This window comes from Escherichia albertii (genome assembly GCF_028622335.1).
GTDB classification, from domain to species: Bacteria; Pseudomonadota; Gammaproteobacteria; order Enterobacterales; family Enterobacteriaceae; genus Escherichia; species Escherichia albertii.
Genome location: NZ_CP117568.1, coordinates 4,180,894 through 4,198,098, shown reverse-complemented (window position 1 = coordinate 4,198,098; position 17,205 = coordinate 4,180,894). Strand labels below are relative to the sequence as shown.

Annotated in this window: 16 protein-coding genes and 1 other RNA gene; 8 read left to right on the top strand and 9 right to left on the bottom strand. The window is 50.3% G+C overall.

The genetic code is table 11. The features are described from left to right. Positions 1–15: 15 nt before the first annotated feature. The 6 genes from acrB to PS053_RS20210 all read left to right on the top strand — a co-directional run bounded on the left by acrB (position 16) and on the right by PS053_RS20210 (position 7,363). Entirely contained in the window at positions 16–3,165 is a 3,150-nt protein-coding gene (acrB, locus tag PS053_RS20235; RefSeq protein WP_001132500.1) for an efflux RND transporter permease AcrB, read from the top strand. A 554-nt stretch (positions 3,166–3,719) separates the two neighbouring features. Next, positions 3,720–4,094, top strand: coding sequence for an Hha toxicity modulator TomB (tomB, locus tag PS053_RS20230; RefSeq protein WP_000344798.1), 375 nt, complete (start codon positions 3,720–3,722; stop codon positions 4,092–4,094). Between the two features lie 25 nt (positions 4,095–4,119). Further along, a complete protein-coding gene (locus PS053_RS20225) occupies positions 4,120–4,338 on the top strand; it encodes an HHA domain-containing protein (protein WP_001280991.1) in 219 nt (72 codons plus the stop codon). A 176-nt stretch (positions 4,339–4,514) separates the two neighbouring features. After that, positions 4,515–5,072 carry a maltose O-acetyltransferase gene (gene maa / locus PS053_RS20220; protein ID WP_025237467.1) on the top strand — a complete coding sequence of 186 codons (558 nt, stop codon included), beginning with the start codon at positions 4,515–4,517 and terminating at the stop codon, positions 5,070–5,072. 106 nt (positions 5,073–5,178) lie between these two features. Beyond that, positions 5,179–5,649: a YlaC family protein gene (locus PS053_RS20215; protein ID WP_059224581.1), complete on the top strand. Its 471-nt coding sequence runs from the start codon at positions 5,179–5,181 to the stop codon at positions 5,647–5,649. A gap of 163 nt (positions 5,650–5,812) precedes the next feature. Beyond that, on the top strand, positions 5,813–7,363 hold the full coding sequence (locus PS053_RS20210; RefSeq protein WP_001260378.1) for an EAL domain-containing protein: 1,551 nt from the start codon (positions 5,813–5,815) through the stop codon (positions 7,361–7,363). Positions 7,364–7,400: 37 nt separating this feature from the next. Here the strand turns inward: PS053_RS20210 and PS053_RS20205 are convergent, their stop codons facing one another. Together PS053_RS20205 and ffs are read right to left on the bottom strand one after the other, a co-directional pair. Continuing rightward, entirely contained in the window at positions 7,401–7,754 is a 354-nt protein-coding gene (locus PS053_RS20205) for a DUF1428 domain-containing protein (protein ID WP_000878151.1), read from the bottom strand. A gap of 121 nt (positions 7,755–7,875) precedes the next feature. Continuing rightward, positions 7,876–7,972, bottom strand: an RNA gene (gene ffs, locus PS053_RS20200) — signal recognition particle sRNA small type. A gap of 162 nt (positions 7,973–8,134) precedes the next feature. On the opposite strand from ffs, the gene PS053_RS20195 reads away from it, so the two are divergent. Continuing rightward, entirely contained in the window at positions 8,135–8,446 is a 312-nt protein-coding gene (locus PS053_RS20195) for an MGMT family protein (protein ID WP_000409915.1), read from the top strand. 29 nt (positions 8,447–8,475) lie between these two features. Here the strand turns inward: PS053_RS20195 and PS053_RS20190 are convergent, their stop codons facing one another. Continuing rightward, on the bottom strand, positions 8,476–9,048 hold the full coding sequence (locus PS053_RS20190; protein WP_000779847.1) for a YbaY family lipoprotein: 573 nt from the start codon (positions 9,046–9,048) through the stop codon (positions 8,476–8,478). A 216-nt stretch (positions 9,049–9,264) separates the two neighbouring features. Between PS053_RS20190 and tesB the strand changes: the two genes are divergently transcribed. Beyond that, positions 9,265–10,125 (top strand): acyl-CoA thioesterase II, encoded by an 861-nt coding sequence (gene tesB / locus PS053_RS20185; RefSeq protein ID WP_000075878.1) that lies wholly within the window; start codon positions 9,265–9,267, stop codon positions 10,123–10,125. A gap of 183 nt (positions 10,126–10,308) precedes the next feature. Here tesB and amtB read toward each other — a convergent pair whose 3' ends face one another. The 6 genes from amtB to cof form a co-directional block, all read right to left on the bottom strand. Then, positions 10,309–11,595: an ammonium transporter AmtB gene (amtB, locus tag PS053_RS20180; RefSeq protein ID WP_000685014.1), complete on the bottom strand. Its 1,287-nt coding sequence runs from the start codon at positions 11,593–11,595 to the stop codon at positions 10,309–10,311. A gap of 31 nt (positions 11,596–11,626) precedes the next feature. Then, positions 11,627–11,965 carry a P-II family nitrogen regulator gene (gene glnK / locus PS053_RS20175; RefSeq protein WP_000780338.1) on the bottom strand — a complete coding sequence of 113 codons (339 nt, stop codon included), beginning with the start codon at positions 11,963–11,965 and terminating at the stop codon, positions 11,627–11,629. A gap of 180 nt (positions 11,966–12,145) precedes the next feature. Then, a complete protein-coding gene (locus PS053_RS20170; protein WP_256879049.1) occupies positions 12,146–13,927 on the bottom strand; it encodes a SmdB family multidrug efflux ABC transporter permease/ATP-binding protein in 1,782 nt (593 codons plus the stop codon). Beyond that, a complete protein-coding gene (locus tag PS053_RS20165; RefSeq protein WP_059224575.1) occupies positions 13,920–15,692 on the bottom strand; it encodes a SmdA family multidrug ABC transporter permease/ATP-binding protein in 1,773 nt (590 codons plus the stop codon). The genes PS053_RS20170 and PS053_RS20165 overlap by 8 nt, the downstream gene beginning before the upstream one ends. Positions 15,693–15,721: 29 nt before the next feature. Further along, positions 15,722–16,180: a DNA-binding transcriptional regulator DecR gene (gene decR / locus PS053_RS20160; RefSeq protein WP_000884591.1), complete on the bottom strand. Its 459-nt coding sequence runs from the start codon at positions 16,178–16,180 to the stop codon at positions 15,722–15,724. A gap of 151 nt (positions 16,181–16,331) precedes the next feature. Further along, positions 16,332–17,150 (bottom strand): HMP-PP phosphatase, encoded by an 819-nt coding sequence (gene cof / locus PS053_RS20155; RefSeq protein WP_000113023.1) that lies wholly within the window; start codon positions 17,148–17,150, stop codon positions 16,332–16,334. Between the last annotated feature and the right edge of the window lie 55 nt (positions 17,151–17,205).

Genomic DNA, 17,205 nt, shown 5'->3' with positions numbered 1-17,205 from the left:
AGGAGCCGTTAAGACATGCCTAATTTCTTTATCGATCGCCCGATTTTTGCGTGGGTGATCGCCATCATTATCATGTTGGCAGGGGGACTCGCGATCCTCAAACTGCCGGTGGCGCAATATCCTACTATTGCACCGCCGGCAGTGACGATCTCCGCTACCTATCCCGGTGCTGATGCGAAAACGGTGCAGGATACGGTTACCCAGGTTATCGAACAGAATATGAACGGTATCGATAATCTGATGTACATGTCCTCCAACAGTGACTCCACGGGTACCGTGCAAATCACCCTGACCTTTGAGTCCGGTACTGATGCGGATATCGCGCAGGTTCAGGTGCAGAACAAACTGCAACTGGCGATGCCGTTGCTGCCGCAGGAAGTACAACAACAAGGGGTGAGCGTTGAGAAATCTTCCAGCAGCTTCCTGATGGTTGTCGGCGTTATCAACACCGACGGCACCATGACGCAGGAGGATATCTCCGACTATGTGGCAGCGAATATGAAAGATGCCATCAGTCGTACGTCGGGCGTGGGTGACGTTCAGTTGTTTGGTTCCCAGTACGCGATGCGTATCTGGATGAACCCGAACGAACTGAACAAATACCAGTTAACACCAGTTGATGTCATTACCGCAATCAAAGCGCAGAACGCCCAGGTCGCGGCCGGTCAGCTTGGTGGTACTCCACCGGTAAAAGGCCAGCAGCTTAACGCCTCGATTATTGCTCAGACGCGTCTGACCTCTACGGAAGAGTTCGGCAAAATTCTGCTGAAAGTGAATCAGGATGGTTCCCGTGTTCTGCTGCGTGATGTGGCGAAAATTGAGCTGGGCGGTGAGAACTACGACATTATCGCTGAGTTTAATGGTCAACCAGCTTCCGGTCTGGGGATCAAGCTGGCAACCGGCGCTAACGCGCTGGATACCGCTGCGGCAATCCGCGCTGAACTGGCGAAAATGGAACCGTTCTTCCCGTCGGGTCTGAAAATCGTTTATCCGTACGATACTACGCCGTTCGTGAAAATCTCTATTCACGAAGTGGTGAAAACGCTGGTCGAAGCGATCATCCTCGTGTTCCTGGTCATGTATCTGTTCTTGCAGAACTTCCGTGCGACATTGATTCCGACCATTGCCGTACCGGTGGTATTGCTGGGGACCTTTGCCGTCCTTGCCGCCTTTGGCTTCTCGATAAACACGCTAACGATGTTCGGGATGGTGCTCGCCATCGGCCTGTTGGTGGATGACGCCATCGTTGTAGTAGAAAACGTTGAACGTGTGATGGCGGAAGAAGGTTTGCCGCCGAAAGAAGCCACGCGTAAGTCAATGGGACAGATTCAGGGCGCGCTGGTCGGTATCGCGATGGTACTGTCGGCGGTATTCGTGCCGATGGCCTTCTTTGGCGGCTCGACCGGGGCAATTTATCGTCAGTTCTCCATCACCATTGTTTCGGCGATGGCGCTGTCAGTACTGGTGGCGTTGATCCTGACTCCGGCACTTTGTGCCACCATGCTAAAACCGATCGCTAAAGGCGATCACGGAGAAGGTAAAAAAGGCTTCTTCGGTTGGTTTAACCGCATGTTCGAGAAGAGCACGCACCACTACACCGATAGCGTAGGCGGTATTCTGCGCAGTACGGGTCGTTATCTGGCGCTGTATCTGATCATTGTGGTCGGCATGGCTTATCTGTTCGTGCGTCTGCCAAGCTCCTTCTTGCCAGATGAAGACCAGGGCGTATTTATGACCATGGTTCAGTTGCCAGCAGGTGCAACGCAGGAACGTACACAGAAAGTCCTTAACGAGGTGACGGATTACTATCTGACCAAAGAGAAGAAAAACGTTGAGTCGGTATTCGCCGTTAACGGCTTCGGCTTTGCAGGGCGTGGTCAGAACACAGGTATTGCGTTCGTTTCGTTGAAAGACTGGGCTGACCGTCCGGGCGATGAAAACAAAGTTGAAGCAATCACCATGCGTGCGACTCGCGCCTTCTCGCAGATTAAAGATGCGATGGTATTCGCCTTTAACCTGCCTGCGATTGTGGAACTGGGTACAGCAACCGGTTTTGACTTTGAGCTGATTGACCAGGCAGGCCTCGGCCATGAGAAACTGACTCAGGCGCGTAACCAGCTACTGGGTGAAGCAGCGAAGCATCCTGATCTGCTGACCAGCGTACGTCCTAACGGTCTGGAAGATACCCCGCAGTTCAAGATTGATATCGACCAGGAGAAAGCCCAGGCACTGGGTGTTTCTATCAGCGATATCAACACTACCCTGGGCGCGGCATGGGGCGGCAGTTACGTGAACGACTTTATCGACCGCGGTCGTGTGAAGAAAGTTTACGTGATGTCAGAAGCGAAATACCGCATGCTGCCGGAAGATATCGGCGACTGGTATGTCCGTGCCGCCAATGGGCAGATGGTGCCATTCTCAGCGTTCTCTTCTTCTCGTTGGGAATACGGTTCACCGCGTCTGGAACGTTACAACGGTCTGCCATCCATGGAAATCCTGGGCCAGGCTGCACCAGGTAAGAGTACTGGTGAAGCAATGGCGCTGATGGAAGAACTGGCAAGCAAACTGCCTACAGGCGTTGGCTACGACTGGACGGGGATGTCCTATCAGGAGCGTCTCTCCGGCAACCAGGCACCGTCACTGTACGCGATTTCGTTGATTGTCGTATTCCTGTGTCTGGCGGCGTTGTACGAGAGCTGGTCGATTCCGTTCTCCGTTATGCTGGTTGTTCCGTTAGGGGTTATCGGCGCGTTGCTGGCGGCGACTTTCCGTGGCCTGACCAACGACGTTTACTTCCAGGTAGGCCTACTCACAACCATTGGTTTGTCGGCGAAGAACGCGATACTTATTGTGGAATTCGCCAAAGACTTGATGGATAAAGAAGGCAAAGGTCTGATCGAAGCTACTCTGGACGCTGTGCGAATGCGTTTACGTCCAATCCTGATGACCTCACTGGCATTTATCCTCGGCGTTATGCCGCTGGTTATCAGCACCGGTGCAGGTTCCGGCGCACAGAACGCGGTAGGTACTGGCGTTATGGGCGGGATGGTGACCGCTACGGTACTGGCTATCTTCTTCGTTCCGGTGTTCTTTGTGGTGGTTCGCCGCCGCTTTAGCCGCAAAAACGAAGATCTTGAACATAACCATACCGTCAATCATCACTGATTAAGTTCGTAACCACGAAGGCCGCGTAAGCGGCCTTTTTAATGCACGTAATCTGAATGGAACAACCGCTCCCCCAAATGCTTCATACGAAAGTTAGCGTTTACTTTTTTAAATTCATAGAAAATGCTTATTGTTAGTTAATTTATATTAAGTCGCACTAATAGGTTTTATAATTCAGAGTTATGTAGAGGCTATTCTTATTTATTTGCGGCAATTCTTTATTAACTTCTGATTATTACGCCATAATCGGAGCATTCCTGGTTATTAGTATGACAATATCCATGGTAGTTTTACCGCCCAACGATAATCCCGATAACGTCATGAATAGAATGCGACAAACCGCTTTTGTCTATGTCGGACTTATGCCAGGATGAAAAAGTGAGTCCTTCCACACTTCCCTTCCTGATTGTAATTTTTCGTAATAATGCAATGAAATTCGTTATAGAGTGGCTTATAGTTAAAGTAACAAGCGAGAGGACAAGTCCAGGTCAGTAGAGTTGTACCCATCCCGAAAGGTGTCCGTTAGTTAAACCACTAATGAAAGGGGACGCATTATGGATGAATACTCACCAAAAAGACATGATATCGCACAGCTTAAGTTTCTCTGCGAAACCCTGTATCATGACTGTCTTGCAAACCTTGAAGAAAGTAACCATGGCTGGGTAAATGACCCAACCTCGGCAATCAATCTACAGCTGAATGAACTGATTGAGCATATTGCGACCTTCGCACTTAATTACAAAATTAAGTATAATGAAGACAATAAGCTCATTGAACAGATTGATGAATATCTGGACGACACCTTTATGTTGTTCAGTAGTTATGGTATTAATATGCAGGATCTTCAGAAATGGCGGAAGTCAGGTAACCGATTGTTCCGTTGCTTTGTTAACGCCACCAAAGCGAATCCTGCAAGTTTATCTTGTTAGAATTATTACAACCATGGGTAGAAGTATGTCCGATAAACCTTTAACAAAAACCGATTATTTGATGCGTCTGCGTCGTTGCCAGACAATTGACACACTGGAACGTGTTATCGAGAAAAATAAATATGAATTATCAGATAATGAATTGGCGGTATTTTACTCAGCTGCCGACCATCGTCTTGCAGAGCTGACTATGAATAAGCTATATGACAAGATCCCTTCCTCAGTGTGGAAATTCATTCGGTAATAAATTAACAATACATATCTTTAACTATAACCTTCTGTTTAATAAGAATTTTATATTCTATTGTATCGAGGGTATATTATGTGTGATTTTTATCACACGGAAGTCGCGGATACGTTCTCTTAACGGACTTTTCGCATTACTGTGTTGCTGCATGTTCAGCAACCGGGAAGTCAGTAATGAGTTCAGAAAAAGAAAAGATGATTGCTGGTGAGTTGTATCGCTCAGCAGATGAGACTTTATCTCGTGATCGCCTGCGCGCTCGTCAGCTTATTCATCAATACAATCATTCCTCACCGGAAGAGCAAACATTACGCCAGCAAATTCTTACCGATTTACTCGGTCAAGTGATGGATGCGTATATTGAACCCTCCTTTCGCTGCGACTATGGCTATAACATTTACCTCGGTAAAGGGTTTTACGCGAACTTCGATTGCGTGATGCTTGATGTCTGCCCTATTCGTATCGGTGATAATTGCATGCTGGCGCCAGGGGTACATATCTATACCGCCACGCATCCTGTCGATCCGGTCGCGCGCAATAGCGGCGTAGAACTGGGGAAACCCGTGACGATAGGTAATAATGTCTGGATTGGCGGGCGTGCTGTCATCAATCCGGGTGTCATTATTGGTGATAACGTTGTTGTGGCTTCCGGCGCAGTTGTCACTAAAAATATTCCTGACAACGTTATTGTCGGCGGCAATCCGGCCAGAATCATTAAAAAGTTGCAACCATAGTTACAACTGTTATGCAAAAATGTGTCCAATCTGTTACTTCCCTCGTATCATTCCCACGTTAAAATAGGGTGTTCCCTGAAAAGCTACAGATTCCACGAAGGCAAAAATGACCGAAATACAACGCCTGCTGACCGAAACGATTGATTCTCTGAATGCGCATGAAAAACGCGACAACAAACCCCGCTTTAGTATCAGTTTCATCCGTAAACATCCGGGGCTATTCATCGGCATGTATGTCGCTTTTTTCGCCACACTGGCAGTAATGTTACAATCTGAAACATTGGTGGACTCTGTCTGGCTTCTGGTGGTGTTGTTTATCCTGCTTAACGGTTTCTTCTTTTTTGACGTTTATCCACGCTATCGCTATGAAGATATCGACGTGCTGGATTTCCGGGTTTGTTACAACGGTGAATGGTACAACACACGCTATGTTCCAACAGTACTGGTAGAGTCTATTCTGAACTCGCCGCGTGTCGCTAACATCCACAAAGAACAGTTGCAAAACATGCTTACTCGTAAAGGTCAGTTGTCCTTTTACGATATTTTCACCCTCGCACGCACCGAAGCGACCTCTTAAGTTGAGGTATCACACCAGGCGTAAATCTCTGCGCCTGGTTAATTGACAACAATCATTGCCAGATTTCGCCTCGCGAAAGCCCCGCGCAAATGACCTATCTTCTGTCTCCCCTTTTCCACTATCGGATATACTTTCCCTACATTGTGTTAATAAGGACATGTTGGTGAGAACACGACATCTGGTCAGCCTGATTTCGGGAGTACTTATCCTTTCTGTACTGTTGCCGGTAGGCTTAAGCATCTGGCTGGCACATCAACAAGTAGAAGCATCGTTTGTGGAGGAGCTGAACACCTATTCTTCTCGCGTTGCCATTCGTGCCGATAAAGTGGCAGCCCAGGGGAAAAGTGCGTTACAAGAACTGGAAAGATGGCAGGGAAACGCCTGTAGTAATGAACATCTGATGGAAATGCGCCGCGTTTCTTACAGCTATCGCTATGTCCAGGAAGTCCTTTATATAAAGAATAATGTTCCTTTATGTTCCTCGCTGGAACATAAAAGCCCGCCTGACACTTTCCCCGAACCCGGTAAAATCTCCAAAGACGGCTACCGTGTCTGGCTAACGTCGCATAACGATTTAGGTATTACTCGCTATATGGTCGCAATGGGAACCACAAATTACGTGGTAATGATCGACCCGGCTTCCTTTATCGATGTGATTCCCTATAGTTCATGGCGAATTGATGCTGCCATTGTTGGCAACGTCCATAACATTGTGATTACCAGTAGCGACGAAATTGCTCGGGGAATAATCACCCGACTACAAGAAAAAACCGGTGAGCATGTTGAAAGCAACGGAATCATTTACAATATCCAGCCCTTCCCGGAGATGAATATTTCGATCATTACCTGGGCCTCCACGCAGCTAATGCAAAAAGGCTGGCATCGCCAGGTCTTTATTTGGCTGCCTGTTGGGCTGTTAATTGGCCTGTTGGCGGCAATGTTTGTGTTACGAATTTTACGTCGGGTTCAGTCTCCGCATTACCGTTTGCAAGATGCCATTGAAAACCATGATATTTGTGTACATTATCAGCCGATTGTCTCTTTAAGTAGCGGAAAAATCGTGGGGGCTGAAGCTCTGGCTCGCTGGCCACAAACTGACGGCTCATGGCTGTCGCCGGAGATATTTATTCCACTATCGCAGCAAACCGGACTTTCCGAACCGCTGACCTTGTTGATTATCAGAAGCGTCTTTGAAGATATGGGTAGCTGGCTACACCAGCACCCGGATCAACATATTTCAATAAATCTTGAATCCACAGTACTCACCTCGGAAAAAATTCCGTACCTCTTGCGGGAAATGATCCATCGTTACCAGGTCAATCCCAAACAAATCGCCCTTGAACTCACGGAGCGTGAGTTTGCCGATCCTAAAACCAGCGCGCCAATCATCGCCAGATACCGTCAGGCAGGACATGATATTTATCTCGATGACTTTGGTACCGGCTACTCGAGTTTGAGTTATTTGCAGGATCTGGATGTCGACATTCTGAAGATAGATAAGTCTTTCGTTGATGCGCTGGAATATAAAAATGTCACGCCACATATCATCGAAATGGCAAAAACGCTGAATCTGAAAATGGTGGCGGAAGGGATAGAAACCAGCAAACAAGAAGAGTGGTTACGTCAACATGGCGTTCATTACGGTCAGGGCTGGTTGTACAGCAAGGCCTTACCAAAAGAAGATTTCATTCGTTGGGCAGAACAACACCTGTAAATTTAGGGGCTGGCGGCACGCCGCACAGCCCGCCGGGCTACTCGTCGATGATTGACTCGAATCCACCATAAATCATTCGCTTACCATCAAATGGCATAGACTCGCCGAATTCTTTCATTCGCGGGTCAGACATCATTTTTTTATTGGCCGCGTCGCGGACCTCTTTTGAAGGGTATTCAATCCAGCTAAAAACCACTTCTTCATTCTCTTTCGCCTTTACCGCCATACGAAAATCAGTCACCTTGCCATCCGGCACATCGCTGGCCCAGCATTCAACAATGCGAAGTGCGCCAAACTCTTTAAACAGCGGTGCCGCCTTAGCGGCCATTTCTCGATAGGCTTCTTTATTTTCGGCAGGCACAGCAACCACAAAACCATCAACATACTTCATCAGAAAGACCTCCGAAGCGCACTGCGCAGCCAGACAATTCTTGCGGCGTCAGTCGTGGTTAAAGTTTAGACTCATTGGGATTTTTTGACGAAACGGCAGGGACGGCAGAAATGGGTGGGGGCCCTGCCAGCTACATCCCGGCACACGCGTCATCTGCCTTGGCTGCTTCCTTCCGGACCTGACCTGGTAAACAGAGTAGCGTTGCGGGAGAACCAACAGAGCCCCCATTGAGAGCGTTGAAAATCAACGCGCAGGCGCATTATCACTGCTGCCCCCGCTAATTGCAACCCATTGCGTACCGGATGCTGGTTTCTTGCGCAATGCGACTTCACTCGGGCGTTTTTCCAGATTATGCTGGAAGATTACCTCAGGAAGAAAAGATGGAAAAAGAAGACTCATTTCCCCAGCGCGTCTGGCAAATTGTTGCCGCCATTCCAGAAGGCTATGTAACCACCTACGGCGATGTCGCCAGACTGGCAGGCTCTCCCCGCGCCGCGCGCCAGGTGGGTGGTGTGTTAAAGCGTCTCCCCGAAGGCAGCACCTTACCCTGGCATCGGGTAGTTAATCGTCATGGCACAATTTCGCTAACTGGACCGGATTTACAGCGTCAACGACAGGCATTACTGGCAGAAGGTGTGATGGTATCAGGAAGCGGGCAAATCGACTTACAGCGTTATCGCTGGAACTATTAACCCTCTCCGGGTAGAGAGGGTTACTGCGTTTAATATTGCGCTGGCGCCGGAACTGCCGAAGATGGATTCACCTGAGTTGGTGAAGTCAAAGGTACGGTAGTCGTTGCGCCACCGCTAGCCTGAACCGGTACAGCAGTTTGCTGAACCGGCACCAATGTCAGGTCGGCCCGGGTCCCGCCCTGATTGATCACCGGCTGAACGGTATCGGTGATAAACATCAGTTTATCATTCACGGTAATCGCCGCACTCAGCAGAATACGTGCTTTCGGCTGCACATCCGCCGGGTTAAACGGCAGAACAAAACTGAACGGTGACTGTTTACCTTCGGTTCGCACCGCTTTCTGCGCCAGCACTTTTGACGGCGCATCCGCTAACGATGCGTCAGAAAGTGTCACGGTCAGCACCGCGTCGGGCGGCAATGCGACTTTCTGACGGATCCAAACGGTACCGGAAACATTCGGTTGCTGAATAGCAGGTTGCTGTGTCGCTGCAATAGAGGTATTTGCAGCAGGCGCTGGCGTCTGGATATCCGCGTTTTTATCTGCGCAAGCCGCTAGCGCAATGGCAACCGCTAAACCACTAACCATGTGCACGAGTTTCATTCACTTCTCCTTATAATCAATGCGCCAGCAGGCTGCTTTCCTTACCGGGGATTGATTAACAAAACATTAACATCAATAAGTGTGGCACACATCACGTATTTACGCCTGCATTTAGTCAGTAATTCAGACTATTGCACCCATCGGACCAGTGACAAAATTGCGTTATACTCAACTCACTTTGGCTTGCTACGGCAGCTTTGTTACTGGAGAGTTAATATGAGTCAGGCCTTAAAAAATTTGCTGACATTGTTAAATCTGGAAAAAATTGAGGAAGGACTCTTTCGCGGCCAGAGTGAAGATTTAGGTTTACGCCAGGTCTTTGGCGGTCAGGTCGTGGGTCAGGCACTATATGCTGCAAAAGAGACGGTCCCCGAAGAACGTCTGGTACATTCATTCCACAGCTACTTTCTTCGCCCTGGCGATAGTCAAAACCCAATAATTTATGATGTGGAAACACTGCGCGATGGCAACAGTTTTAGCGCCCGTCGGGTAGCGGCTATTCAAAATGGTAAACCCATCTTTTATATGACCGCCTCTTTCCAGGCGCCGGAAGCCGGATTTGAACATCAAAAAACGATGCCACCTGCTCCCTCACCTGATGGTCTGCCATCGGAAACGCAAATCGCCCAGTCGCTGGCGCACCTTCTGCCGCCAGTATTGAAAGATAAATTTATTTGCGATCGTCCGCTGGAAGTGCGTCCTGTAGAGTTTCATAACCCGTTGAAAGGTCACGTCGCAGAACCGCATCGTCAGGTATGGATCCGCGCGAATGGCAACGTACCGGATGATCTGCGCGTTCATCAGTATTTGCTCGGTTACGCTTCTGATCTGAACTTCCTGCCCGTCGCCCTACAGCCGCACGGCATCGGTTTTCTCGAGCCGGGGATTCAGATTGCCACCATCGACCATTCGATGTGGTTCCATCGGCCATTTAATTTAAATGAGTGGCTGTTGTATAACGTGGAGAGCACATCAGCATCCAGTGCCCGCGGATTTGTACGCGGAGAGTTTTACACCCAGGATGGCGTGTTAGTTGCCTCGACCGTTCAGGAAGGGGTAATGCGTAATCACAATTAAAAAAGCAGCCGGAGGTGAAAACCACCCGGCTGCCAGATAGTTGGTAACGTGCTCTTTGTTGATGCCGGATGCGGCGTAAATACCTTATTCGGCCTGGCAATCCTTATAAACTCAATAAATTGTGATTTTTATTGTAGGCCTGATAAACGCAGCGCATCAGGCAAACTGGCGTTTGATTGCTGGTTACGCGTTGTAGGCATTTTCGCCGTGACTGTTGACGTCCAGTCCTTCGCGCTCCTGCTCTTCCGGTACGCGTAGGCCAACCGTCAGATCCGCCAGTTTGTAGCCTATAAACGCCACCACACCAGACCAGACGATGGTAATGGCGATGCTTTCCAGCTGAACCAGCAACTGATGCCCCATTGTCACCCCCTCAGCGAAGCCCACACCACCCAGCGAGCTGGCGGCGAAAATCCCGGTCATGATACAGCCGACAATGCCACAAACACCGTGCACACCGAAGACATCACAGGGATCATCGACCCGCAACAGGCGTTTAAGCATAGTAACGCCCCACAAGCCCGCCAGACCAGCTACCACGCCGATAATCAACGCGCCGCCAACACCAATATAGCCACAGGCTGGCGTCACACCGACCAGACCGGCAATCGCGCCAGAACACGCCCCCAGCAGCGACGGTTTACCACGCAGCGCCCATTCGCCGAAGATCCAGCCAAGAATTGCCGCCGCCGTTGCTACCACCGTATTCACAAATGCCAGCGCCGCAATTTCATTCGCCGTGCCTGCGGACCCGGCGTTAAAGCCAAACCAACCGATATAGAGAATGGCAGTACCGGTAAAGACCATCGGCAGGTTGTGCGGTTTAAACGCCTCTTTGCCGAAGCCCACGCGCTTGCCTATCAGATACGCGCCCACCAGACCGGCGATTGCGGCGTTAATGTGTACTACTGTGCCGCCCGCAAAATCCAGAGCGCCGTGAGAAGCCAGCAAACCTCCGCCCCAGACCATGTGTGCAATCGGAATGTAAGAGAGCGTCAGCCATACCACCACGAAAATCAACACAGCTGAGAAGCGGATTCGTTCTGCCAGCGCTCCGACGATCAGGCCCACAGTAATACAGGCAAACGATCCCTGAAACGCAACGTGGATGTACTGATAAATACTGCCCATCACTGCGGTCAGCTCAATATTTTTCAACATCAACCCGTTAATGTTGCCAAAAAAGTTGTTCCCCTCGCCAAACGCCAGCGAGTAGCCATACACCACCCACAAAATACAAACCAGCGCAAACGTCACGGTCACTTGCGTCAACATCGACAGCACATTTTTGCCGCGAATCAACCCACCGTAAAACAGGGCAATCCCCGGAATGGTCATAAACAGCACCAGCGCAGTACAAATCATCATAAACGCATTGTCGGCTTTATCGGCTACCGCAGGTGCCGCCATTACCAGCCCCGGCATCAGCGCCAGTGAAGCAAGCCCAGTTTTTATCGTCGCTATCTTCATTTTTCGTTCCTGTTGCTGTATGTGCCAGAGATTACAGCGCCGCTTCGTCGGCTTCGCCGGTACGAATACGAATGACGCGTTGCAATTCAGCGACAAAGATTTTGCCGTCGCCAATCTTTCCGGTGTAAGCCGCCTTGCTGACGATATCGATCACCTCATCAAGTTGATCATCGGCAATCGCCACATCGATTTTTACTTTAGGCAGGAAATTGACGCTGTATTCCGCGCCACGGTACAGCTCGGCATGGCCCTTCTGACGTCCGAAACCTTTCACTTCGGTGACAGTCAGCCCCTGAATGCCAATGGAAGATAATGCCTCACGAACGTCTTCCAGCTTGAATGGTTTGATTATCACGGTCACCAGCTTCATAGATCCCCTCCGTTCAGAATTCGCTAATAGTTCTGCGACACGAAGAAGGTATTGCAAGCAGTATGCCAGGAGTAAAAAACGAGAGAGAAAGCGGCAATGGCAAGAGAGTGAAAACAAAAACGCACTATGGCAGTGCATAGTGCGTTACATTTTTGCACCAACGCTGAAATTTCGTGCGAATCAGGCGCTCAGTGATTCCTCTTCGCGTACGCTGGCAGCCAATTCCTCTCCTGCAAGTTGCAGTTGATACATCTGCCAGTAGCGCCCCTGGGCCGCCAGCAGTTGCTGGTGAGTCCCCTGTTCTACAACCTGACCACGATGAAGCACCAAAATGGTATCGGCATCGACAATAGTCGATAAACGGTGGGCTATAACAACCAGCGTCGTGTGTTCACGCACCGCTGCCAGCGCATGTTGGATCGCCTGTTCAGTGCCAGAGTCAATGCTGGCGGTCGCCTCATCCAGAATCAACACCTGCGGCGTTTCAACCAGTACACGCGCCAGCGCCAGCAACTGCTTTTGCCCGACCGAGAGATTATTGCCCTGCTCACCCAACGGTGTATAAATACCATCGCTCATGCTGCGCGCCAGCTCTGCCAGTTGAACGGTTTCCAGCGCCTGCCAGACACGCTCTTCGGAAATGTCGCGCCCCAGCGTTACGTTAGCGAGGAAAGTATCCGCCAGCACAACGGGATCTTGCTGCACCATCGCCACGCCCTGGCGTAATGCGTTATGACTTAGTGAACTTAGTGGGCGTCCATCAAGACAAATTTCACCTTCAGTCGGTGGGTAATAGCCCATTAACAAACTGGCGAGGGTACTTTTGCCGCTACCGGTATGCCCTACCAGCGCAACAAAACTACGTGAAGAAACAGTGAGATGAATATTTTTCAACACCATATTGTCGCCACGGTAAGCAAACGACACGTTATCAACGCCTATCGTGCCACTCTTTAGCGGGCGATCATCATGACCATATTGCTGGCGCGGACCGTCCATCAATTCGAACACGCGTTCACCTGCCACCACGGCCTGTTGCAACATCGCCTGTTGAGTGGTTAGTTCGATGAGTGGTTCGTTTAAGCGCCCCAGATAACTAATAAATGCATACAGCACGCCCACCTCAATGGTGCCGCTGGCGGAGAAGCCAAACAACATCAATAAGCCACAAAGAATGAGCGACGAAAACATACTAAGCAATGGTCGTAACAAAAAGCCGTCCAGTCGCAGAGTCTGCATCCGCGCCATATAGTGCGAACGACTTGCCTCGCCCATACGTTCGCCAAATCGCGCCTGCTGGCGAAACTGCTGAATGACGCTCATACCGTTGATAACTTCGTTAAATCCATCATTGATATCGGCCAGATAAGCGCGTACTCGGCGGACAATAGGCGTGCTGTAACGCTGGTATATCACCATCACGACCAACACCACCGGAAAAATCAGAATCGCCACCAGCGCCATGCGCCAGTCGAGGCTGAACATCGCCACCAGCATGGCGCCCACCAACGCGGCGCTGCGCAAAACGGTAGCCACCACGGTAACGTAAAGATCGCGGATCACCTCGGTGTCATTAGTCACCCGAGAAATAACCTGTCCAACCGGCTGGGTATCAAACTCACTTAACGGCTGGCGCAGGGCGGCATCCATCACATCCGTTCGCAACTGTTGTACCACGCCAACCGCCGCCCGGTTAAACAGCAGCGACTGCGCGTAGTGCAGTCCGGCAGCAAACAGTTGCAGCCCGACATACGCTGCCGCCAATCCGGCAACCACTTTCAGCGGCAGATTATTTTTCGCTACCATATTGTCGATAAAGTAGCTAATAAGCAGCGGGCAACTCACTTCTGCCGCTGCCGCAGCCCACATCATCACCACGGCGACGCCCAGCGGTTTGCGCCACGGCGAACCGTAAGCCAGCAGGCGTTTCAGAGTCGGCCAGAGTTGGCTAAAACTACGCATCAGCGGCCTCCTCATGAATTTCTGGAGCGTCATCAAGCGCCGCTTCCAGTTGTTGATAACGATACATATCGCGATACCAGCCGCTTTGCTGTGCCAGCGTATCGTGATCTCCATGCTGAGCGATATGTCCGTGCTGCATCACAATAATTTCACTCGCTTCCGTCAACGCAGAAAGACGATGAGCGCTGATAATCACCGTTCGTCCCTGCCCCCACTGGCGCAGATTATGCAGGATCTGGTGCTCCGTACGTCCGTCCACTGCTGAAAGCGCATCATCCAGAATGAGGATTTCCGCATTCACCAGCAACGCCCGGGCAATGGAAATACGCTGTTTTTGCCCACCGGAAAGCATCACGCCGCGCTCGCCAACTTCCGTGTCGTACCCCTGCGGCAGACGTAAAATATCGTCATGTACGCTGGCTAACCGCGCTACATGTTCAATTTCTTGTTGCGTTGCATTAGGGCAACCTAGCGCGATGTTATTAGCAACGGTGTCGGAAAAGAGGAACGGCGTCTGGCTAACCACCGCCAGACGCCCACGCCAGCTATCAAGTTGCAGCCGGGTCAGGGGGATATTATGGAAACGAATGTCGCCCTCGGTAACGTCGAAATGGCGTTGAATTAATGACAGAACGGTACTTTTACCTGAGCCCGTTGGCCCACAGATCCCCAACATCTGACCAGGTTTCAGCGCAAAGTTCACATTCTCCAGTACAGGATGGTGAGTTTGTGGATAAGTAAACTGATGAATAGCGACATCCAGTTCTCCGCGCCCTTCCGGCACTTTCTCGCTACCGTCGTTAACCACCGGCGCTTCGGCCAGCATTGCGCGAATGCGGCTATATGCCGCGCTACCGCGTTCCACAATGTTAAACATCCATGCCAGCGCCAGCATCGGCCAGATCATCAAGCCAAGATACATCATAAAGCTGGTAAGCTGGCCCAGCGTTAAGCTACCCTGCACCACCATCCAGCTACCGCCACCTATTGCCAACAAATTCGCCATGCCGATGGAAATATAAATAGTTGGATCGAATCGGGCGTCGATCCGCGCCACACGCATGTTTTTCTTACCCGTATCTTCGGCATCCGCGGCAAATAACGCCGACTGGCGATCCTCCAGACCAAAGGCTTTGATCATGCGAATGCTGGTAAGACTCTCCTGGGTGCGGTCGTTGAGGCTGGAAAAAGCCGCCTGCGCCAGCTTAAAGCGCTCATGTAAAGCGTCGCCGTTACGTTTAATCATGATCGCCATCACCGGCATCGGCAACAGCGCGATTAAAGTTAACTGCCAGCTAATTTGCGTCGACATCATAATTAATACCGCGCAGCCCATCACCAGCGAATCAACCAGCGTTAATACCCCTTCCCCGGCAGCGAACACCACACGATCGACGTCATTTGTCGCACGTGCAATTAAGTCGCCTGTCCGGTGACGAAGGTAAAACTCTGGATGTTGACGGCTCAGCTGACGGTAGTAATCTTCCCGCAGCTCCACCGCCAGCTGATAAGAAGCACCGAACAACAGTACGCGCCAGACATAGCGCAGTAGATAAACAACAACCGCAATCAACACCATGGTAGCTATCCACATCAGGATTTGCCCGGTGGTAAAGTGCCGTTCCGTCACGCCATCAACAACAATACCGACCACTTTCGGCGGGATCAGTTGCAGCATAGCGATAATGATAAGCAAGGCGACAGCCCCGAGATAGCGACGCCATTCCCGACGGAAATACCAGCTTAGTTGAGCAAATAATCGCACGCGTTTTGTCCTGACCTGATTCTGGATAATTATTCGATGGGTAACGAGGTGGTGTATTTAATCTGTTCCATCGCGAAACTGGAAGTGACATCCGACAGTCCCGGAACACTATTCACCAGACGCTTATAAAACTCGTCGTAACGTTTCATGTCCGCGACCTGGACGCGCATCAGATAATCGTATTCGCCCGCCATGCGCCAAAACCCAAGCACTTCCGGCATTTCCGTTACAACCGTGACGAAGCGGCAATACCATTCGCTGCTGTGATGCTGCGTTTTAATCAGCACAAAAGCCGTCAGACCCAGACCAATTTTTTCCGGGTCCAGCAAAGCGACTTTACCGAGAAGAATACCATCATCTTCCAGTCGTTTCAGACGCTTCCAGCAGGGGGTCGTTGTCAGATTAACGGCTTCTGCCAACGCCTGCAAAGAGAGGGTGCAATCCTGCTGTAACAGGGCCAGCAGTTTACGGTCTATTTTATCTAACATATTCGGCCCGCAGAGAATTTTTTTCTCTTTTTATTCTATTTTAAAGGCGAAATAGCGACAATTTATTCCGTGCGCTTTATCCGTTACTGCACAAAATGACAAAATAGAAGAAAAAAAACCGGGCTACTGCCCGGTGCTGGAAGAGATCTCGTTATTCGGGGGAATAAGGTAGATGTGGATTGTCCAGCCAGTGCGTCAAATAGTGAGAGACAGCCTGATTTCGGCAGTGTCCAATCACCGGTAAATGAGGAAGTTCCGCGAGTAACTGTGGCATTGCATTACCCATAATAAAGCCGTTACCAACGCTGCCCAGCATTTCACGATCGTTCATTGCATCGCCAAAGGCCATGCAGTCACGCAGAGAAAATCCTAAATGGTCAGCAAGCACCGCCAGCGCAGCGCCTTTATTACACCCTACTGGCAATACTTCCAGACAATTAATCGCGGAAAAACATAAATGCGCGCGGTCGCCTAAGGCTTCGTGTAGCTGGATCTGCAAGCGCGTAAGATCGTCGTGATCGCCGCAGAAACAGATCTTGGTGACGCGATCAAGCGGCATTTTTTTAACATCGATAATCTGGTAACGAAAACCGCTATACACAAAAGCCTGTAACAATGACGGCATCTCTTGTCCGGTAAACCAGCCATCGTCATTGAAAATATGCATACTTGCCTGGGTATCCCATTTCTGGTGCAGCACTCGCTCTGCTACATCCGCGGGAAGATCATCGCGATAAAGAAGATCGCCTTCTTGCGAATGCACACGCGTACCATTGCCGGTAATCAAATAGGCGTCCAGCGCGAAGGTACCGAGAATATGGCGCATTTCCAACGCATGACGGCCTGTTGCGAACGTGAGAGTAATATCACGGTCACGCAAACGCGCCAGAGTAGAAAGCGTTTTCTCACCTAAATGATGGTCAGGCATCAATAACGTGCCGTCCATATCAAATGCTGCCAGACGAGCCATTTCTTTCTCCACTCTGTGACACGGTTAATGGTGATTGAGTATCACCTGATATATA

Coding starts and splice junctions, on each gene's coding strand:
- tomB (WP_000344798.1), top strand. CDS start 3,720: ATGGATGAATACTCACCAAAAAGACATGATATCGCACAGCTTAAGTTT.
- glnK (WP_000780338.1), bottom strand. CDS start 11,965: ATGAAGCTGGTGACCGTGATAATCAAACCATTCAAGCTGGAAGACGTT.
- PS053_RS20225 (WP_001280991.1), top strand. CDS start 4,120: ATGTCCGATAAACCTTTAACAAAAACCGATTATTTGATGCGTCTGCGT.
- PS053_RS20215 (WP_059224581.1), top strand. CDS start 5,179: ATGACCGAAATACAACGCCTGCTGACCGAAACGATTGATTCTCTGAAT.
- cof (WP_000113023.1), bottom strand. CDS start 17,150: ATGGCTCGTCTGGCAGCATTTGATATGGACGGCACGTTATTGATGCCT.
- PS053_RS20170 (WP_256879049.1), bottom strand. CDS start 13,927: ATGCGTAGTTTTAGCCAACTCTGGCCGACTCTGAAACGCCTGCTGGCT.
- PS053_RS20195 (WP_000409915.1), top strand. CDS start 8,135: ATGGAAAAAGAAGACTCATTTCCCCAGCGCGTCTGGCAAATTGTTGCC.
- PS053_RS20205 (WP_000878151.1), bottom strand. CDS start 7,754: ATGAAGTATGTTGATGGTTTTGTGGTTGCTGTGCCTGCCGAAAATAAA.
- tesB (WP_000075878.1), top strand. CDS start 9,265: ATGAGTCAGGCCTTAAAAAATTTGCTGACATTGTTAAATCTGGAAAAA.
- decR (WP_000884591.1), bottom strand. CDS start 16,180: ATGTTAGATAAAATAGACCGTAAACTGCTGGCCCTGTTACAGCAGGAT.
- acrB (WP_001132500.1), top strand. CDS start 16: ATGCCTAATTTCTTTATCGATCGCCCGATTTTTGCGTGGGTGATCGCC.
- amtB (WP_000685014.1), bottom strand. CDS start 11,595: ATGAAGATAGCGACGATAAAAACTGGGCTTGCTTCACTGGCGCTGATG.
- PS053_RS20190 (WP_000779847.1), bottom strand. CDS start 9,048: ATGAAACTCGTGCACATGGTTAGTGGTTTAGCGGTTGCCATTGCGCTA.
- maa (WP_025237467.1), top strand. CDS start 4,515: ATGAGTTCAGAAAAAGAAAAGATGATTGCTGGTGAGTTGTATCGCTCA.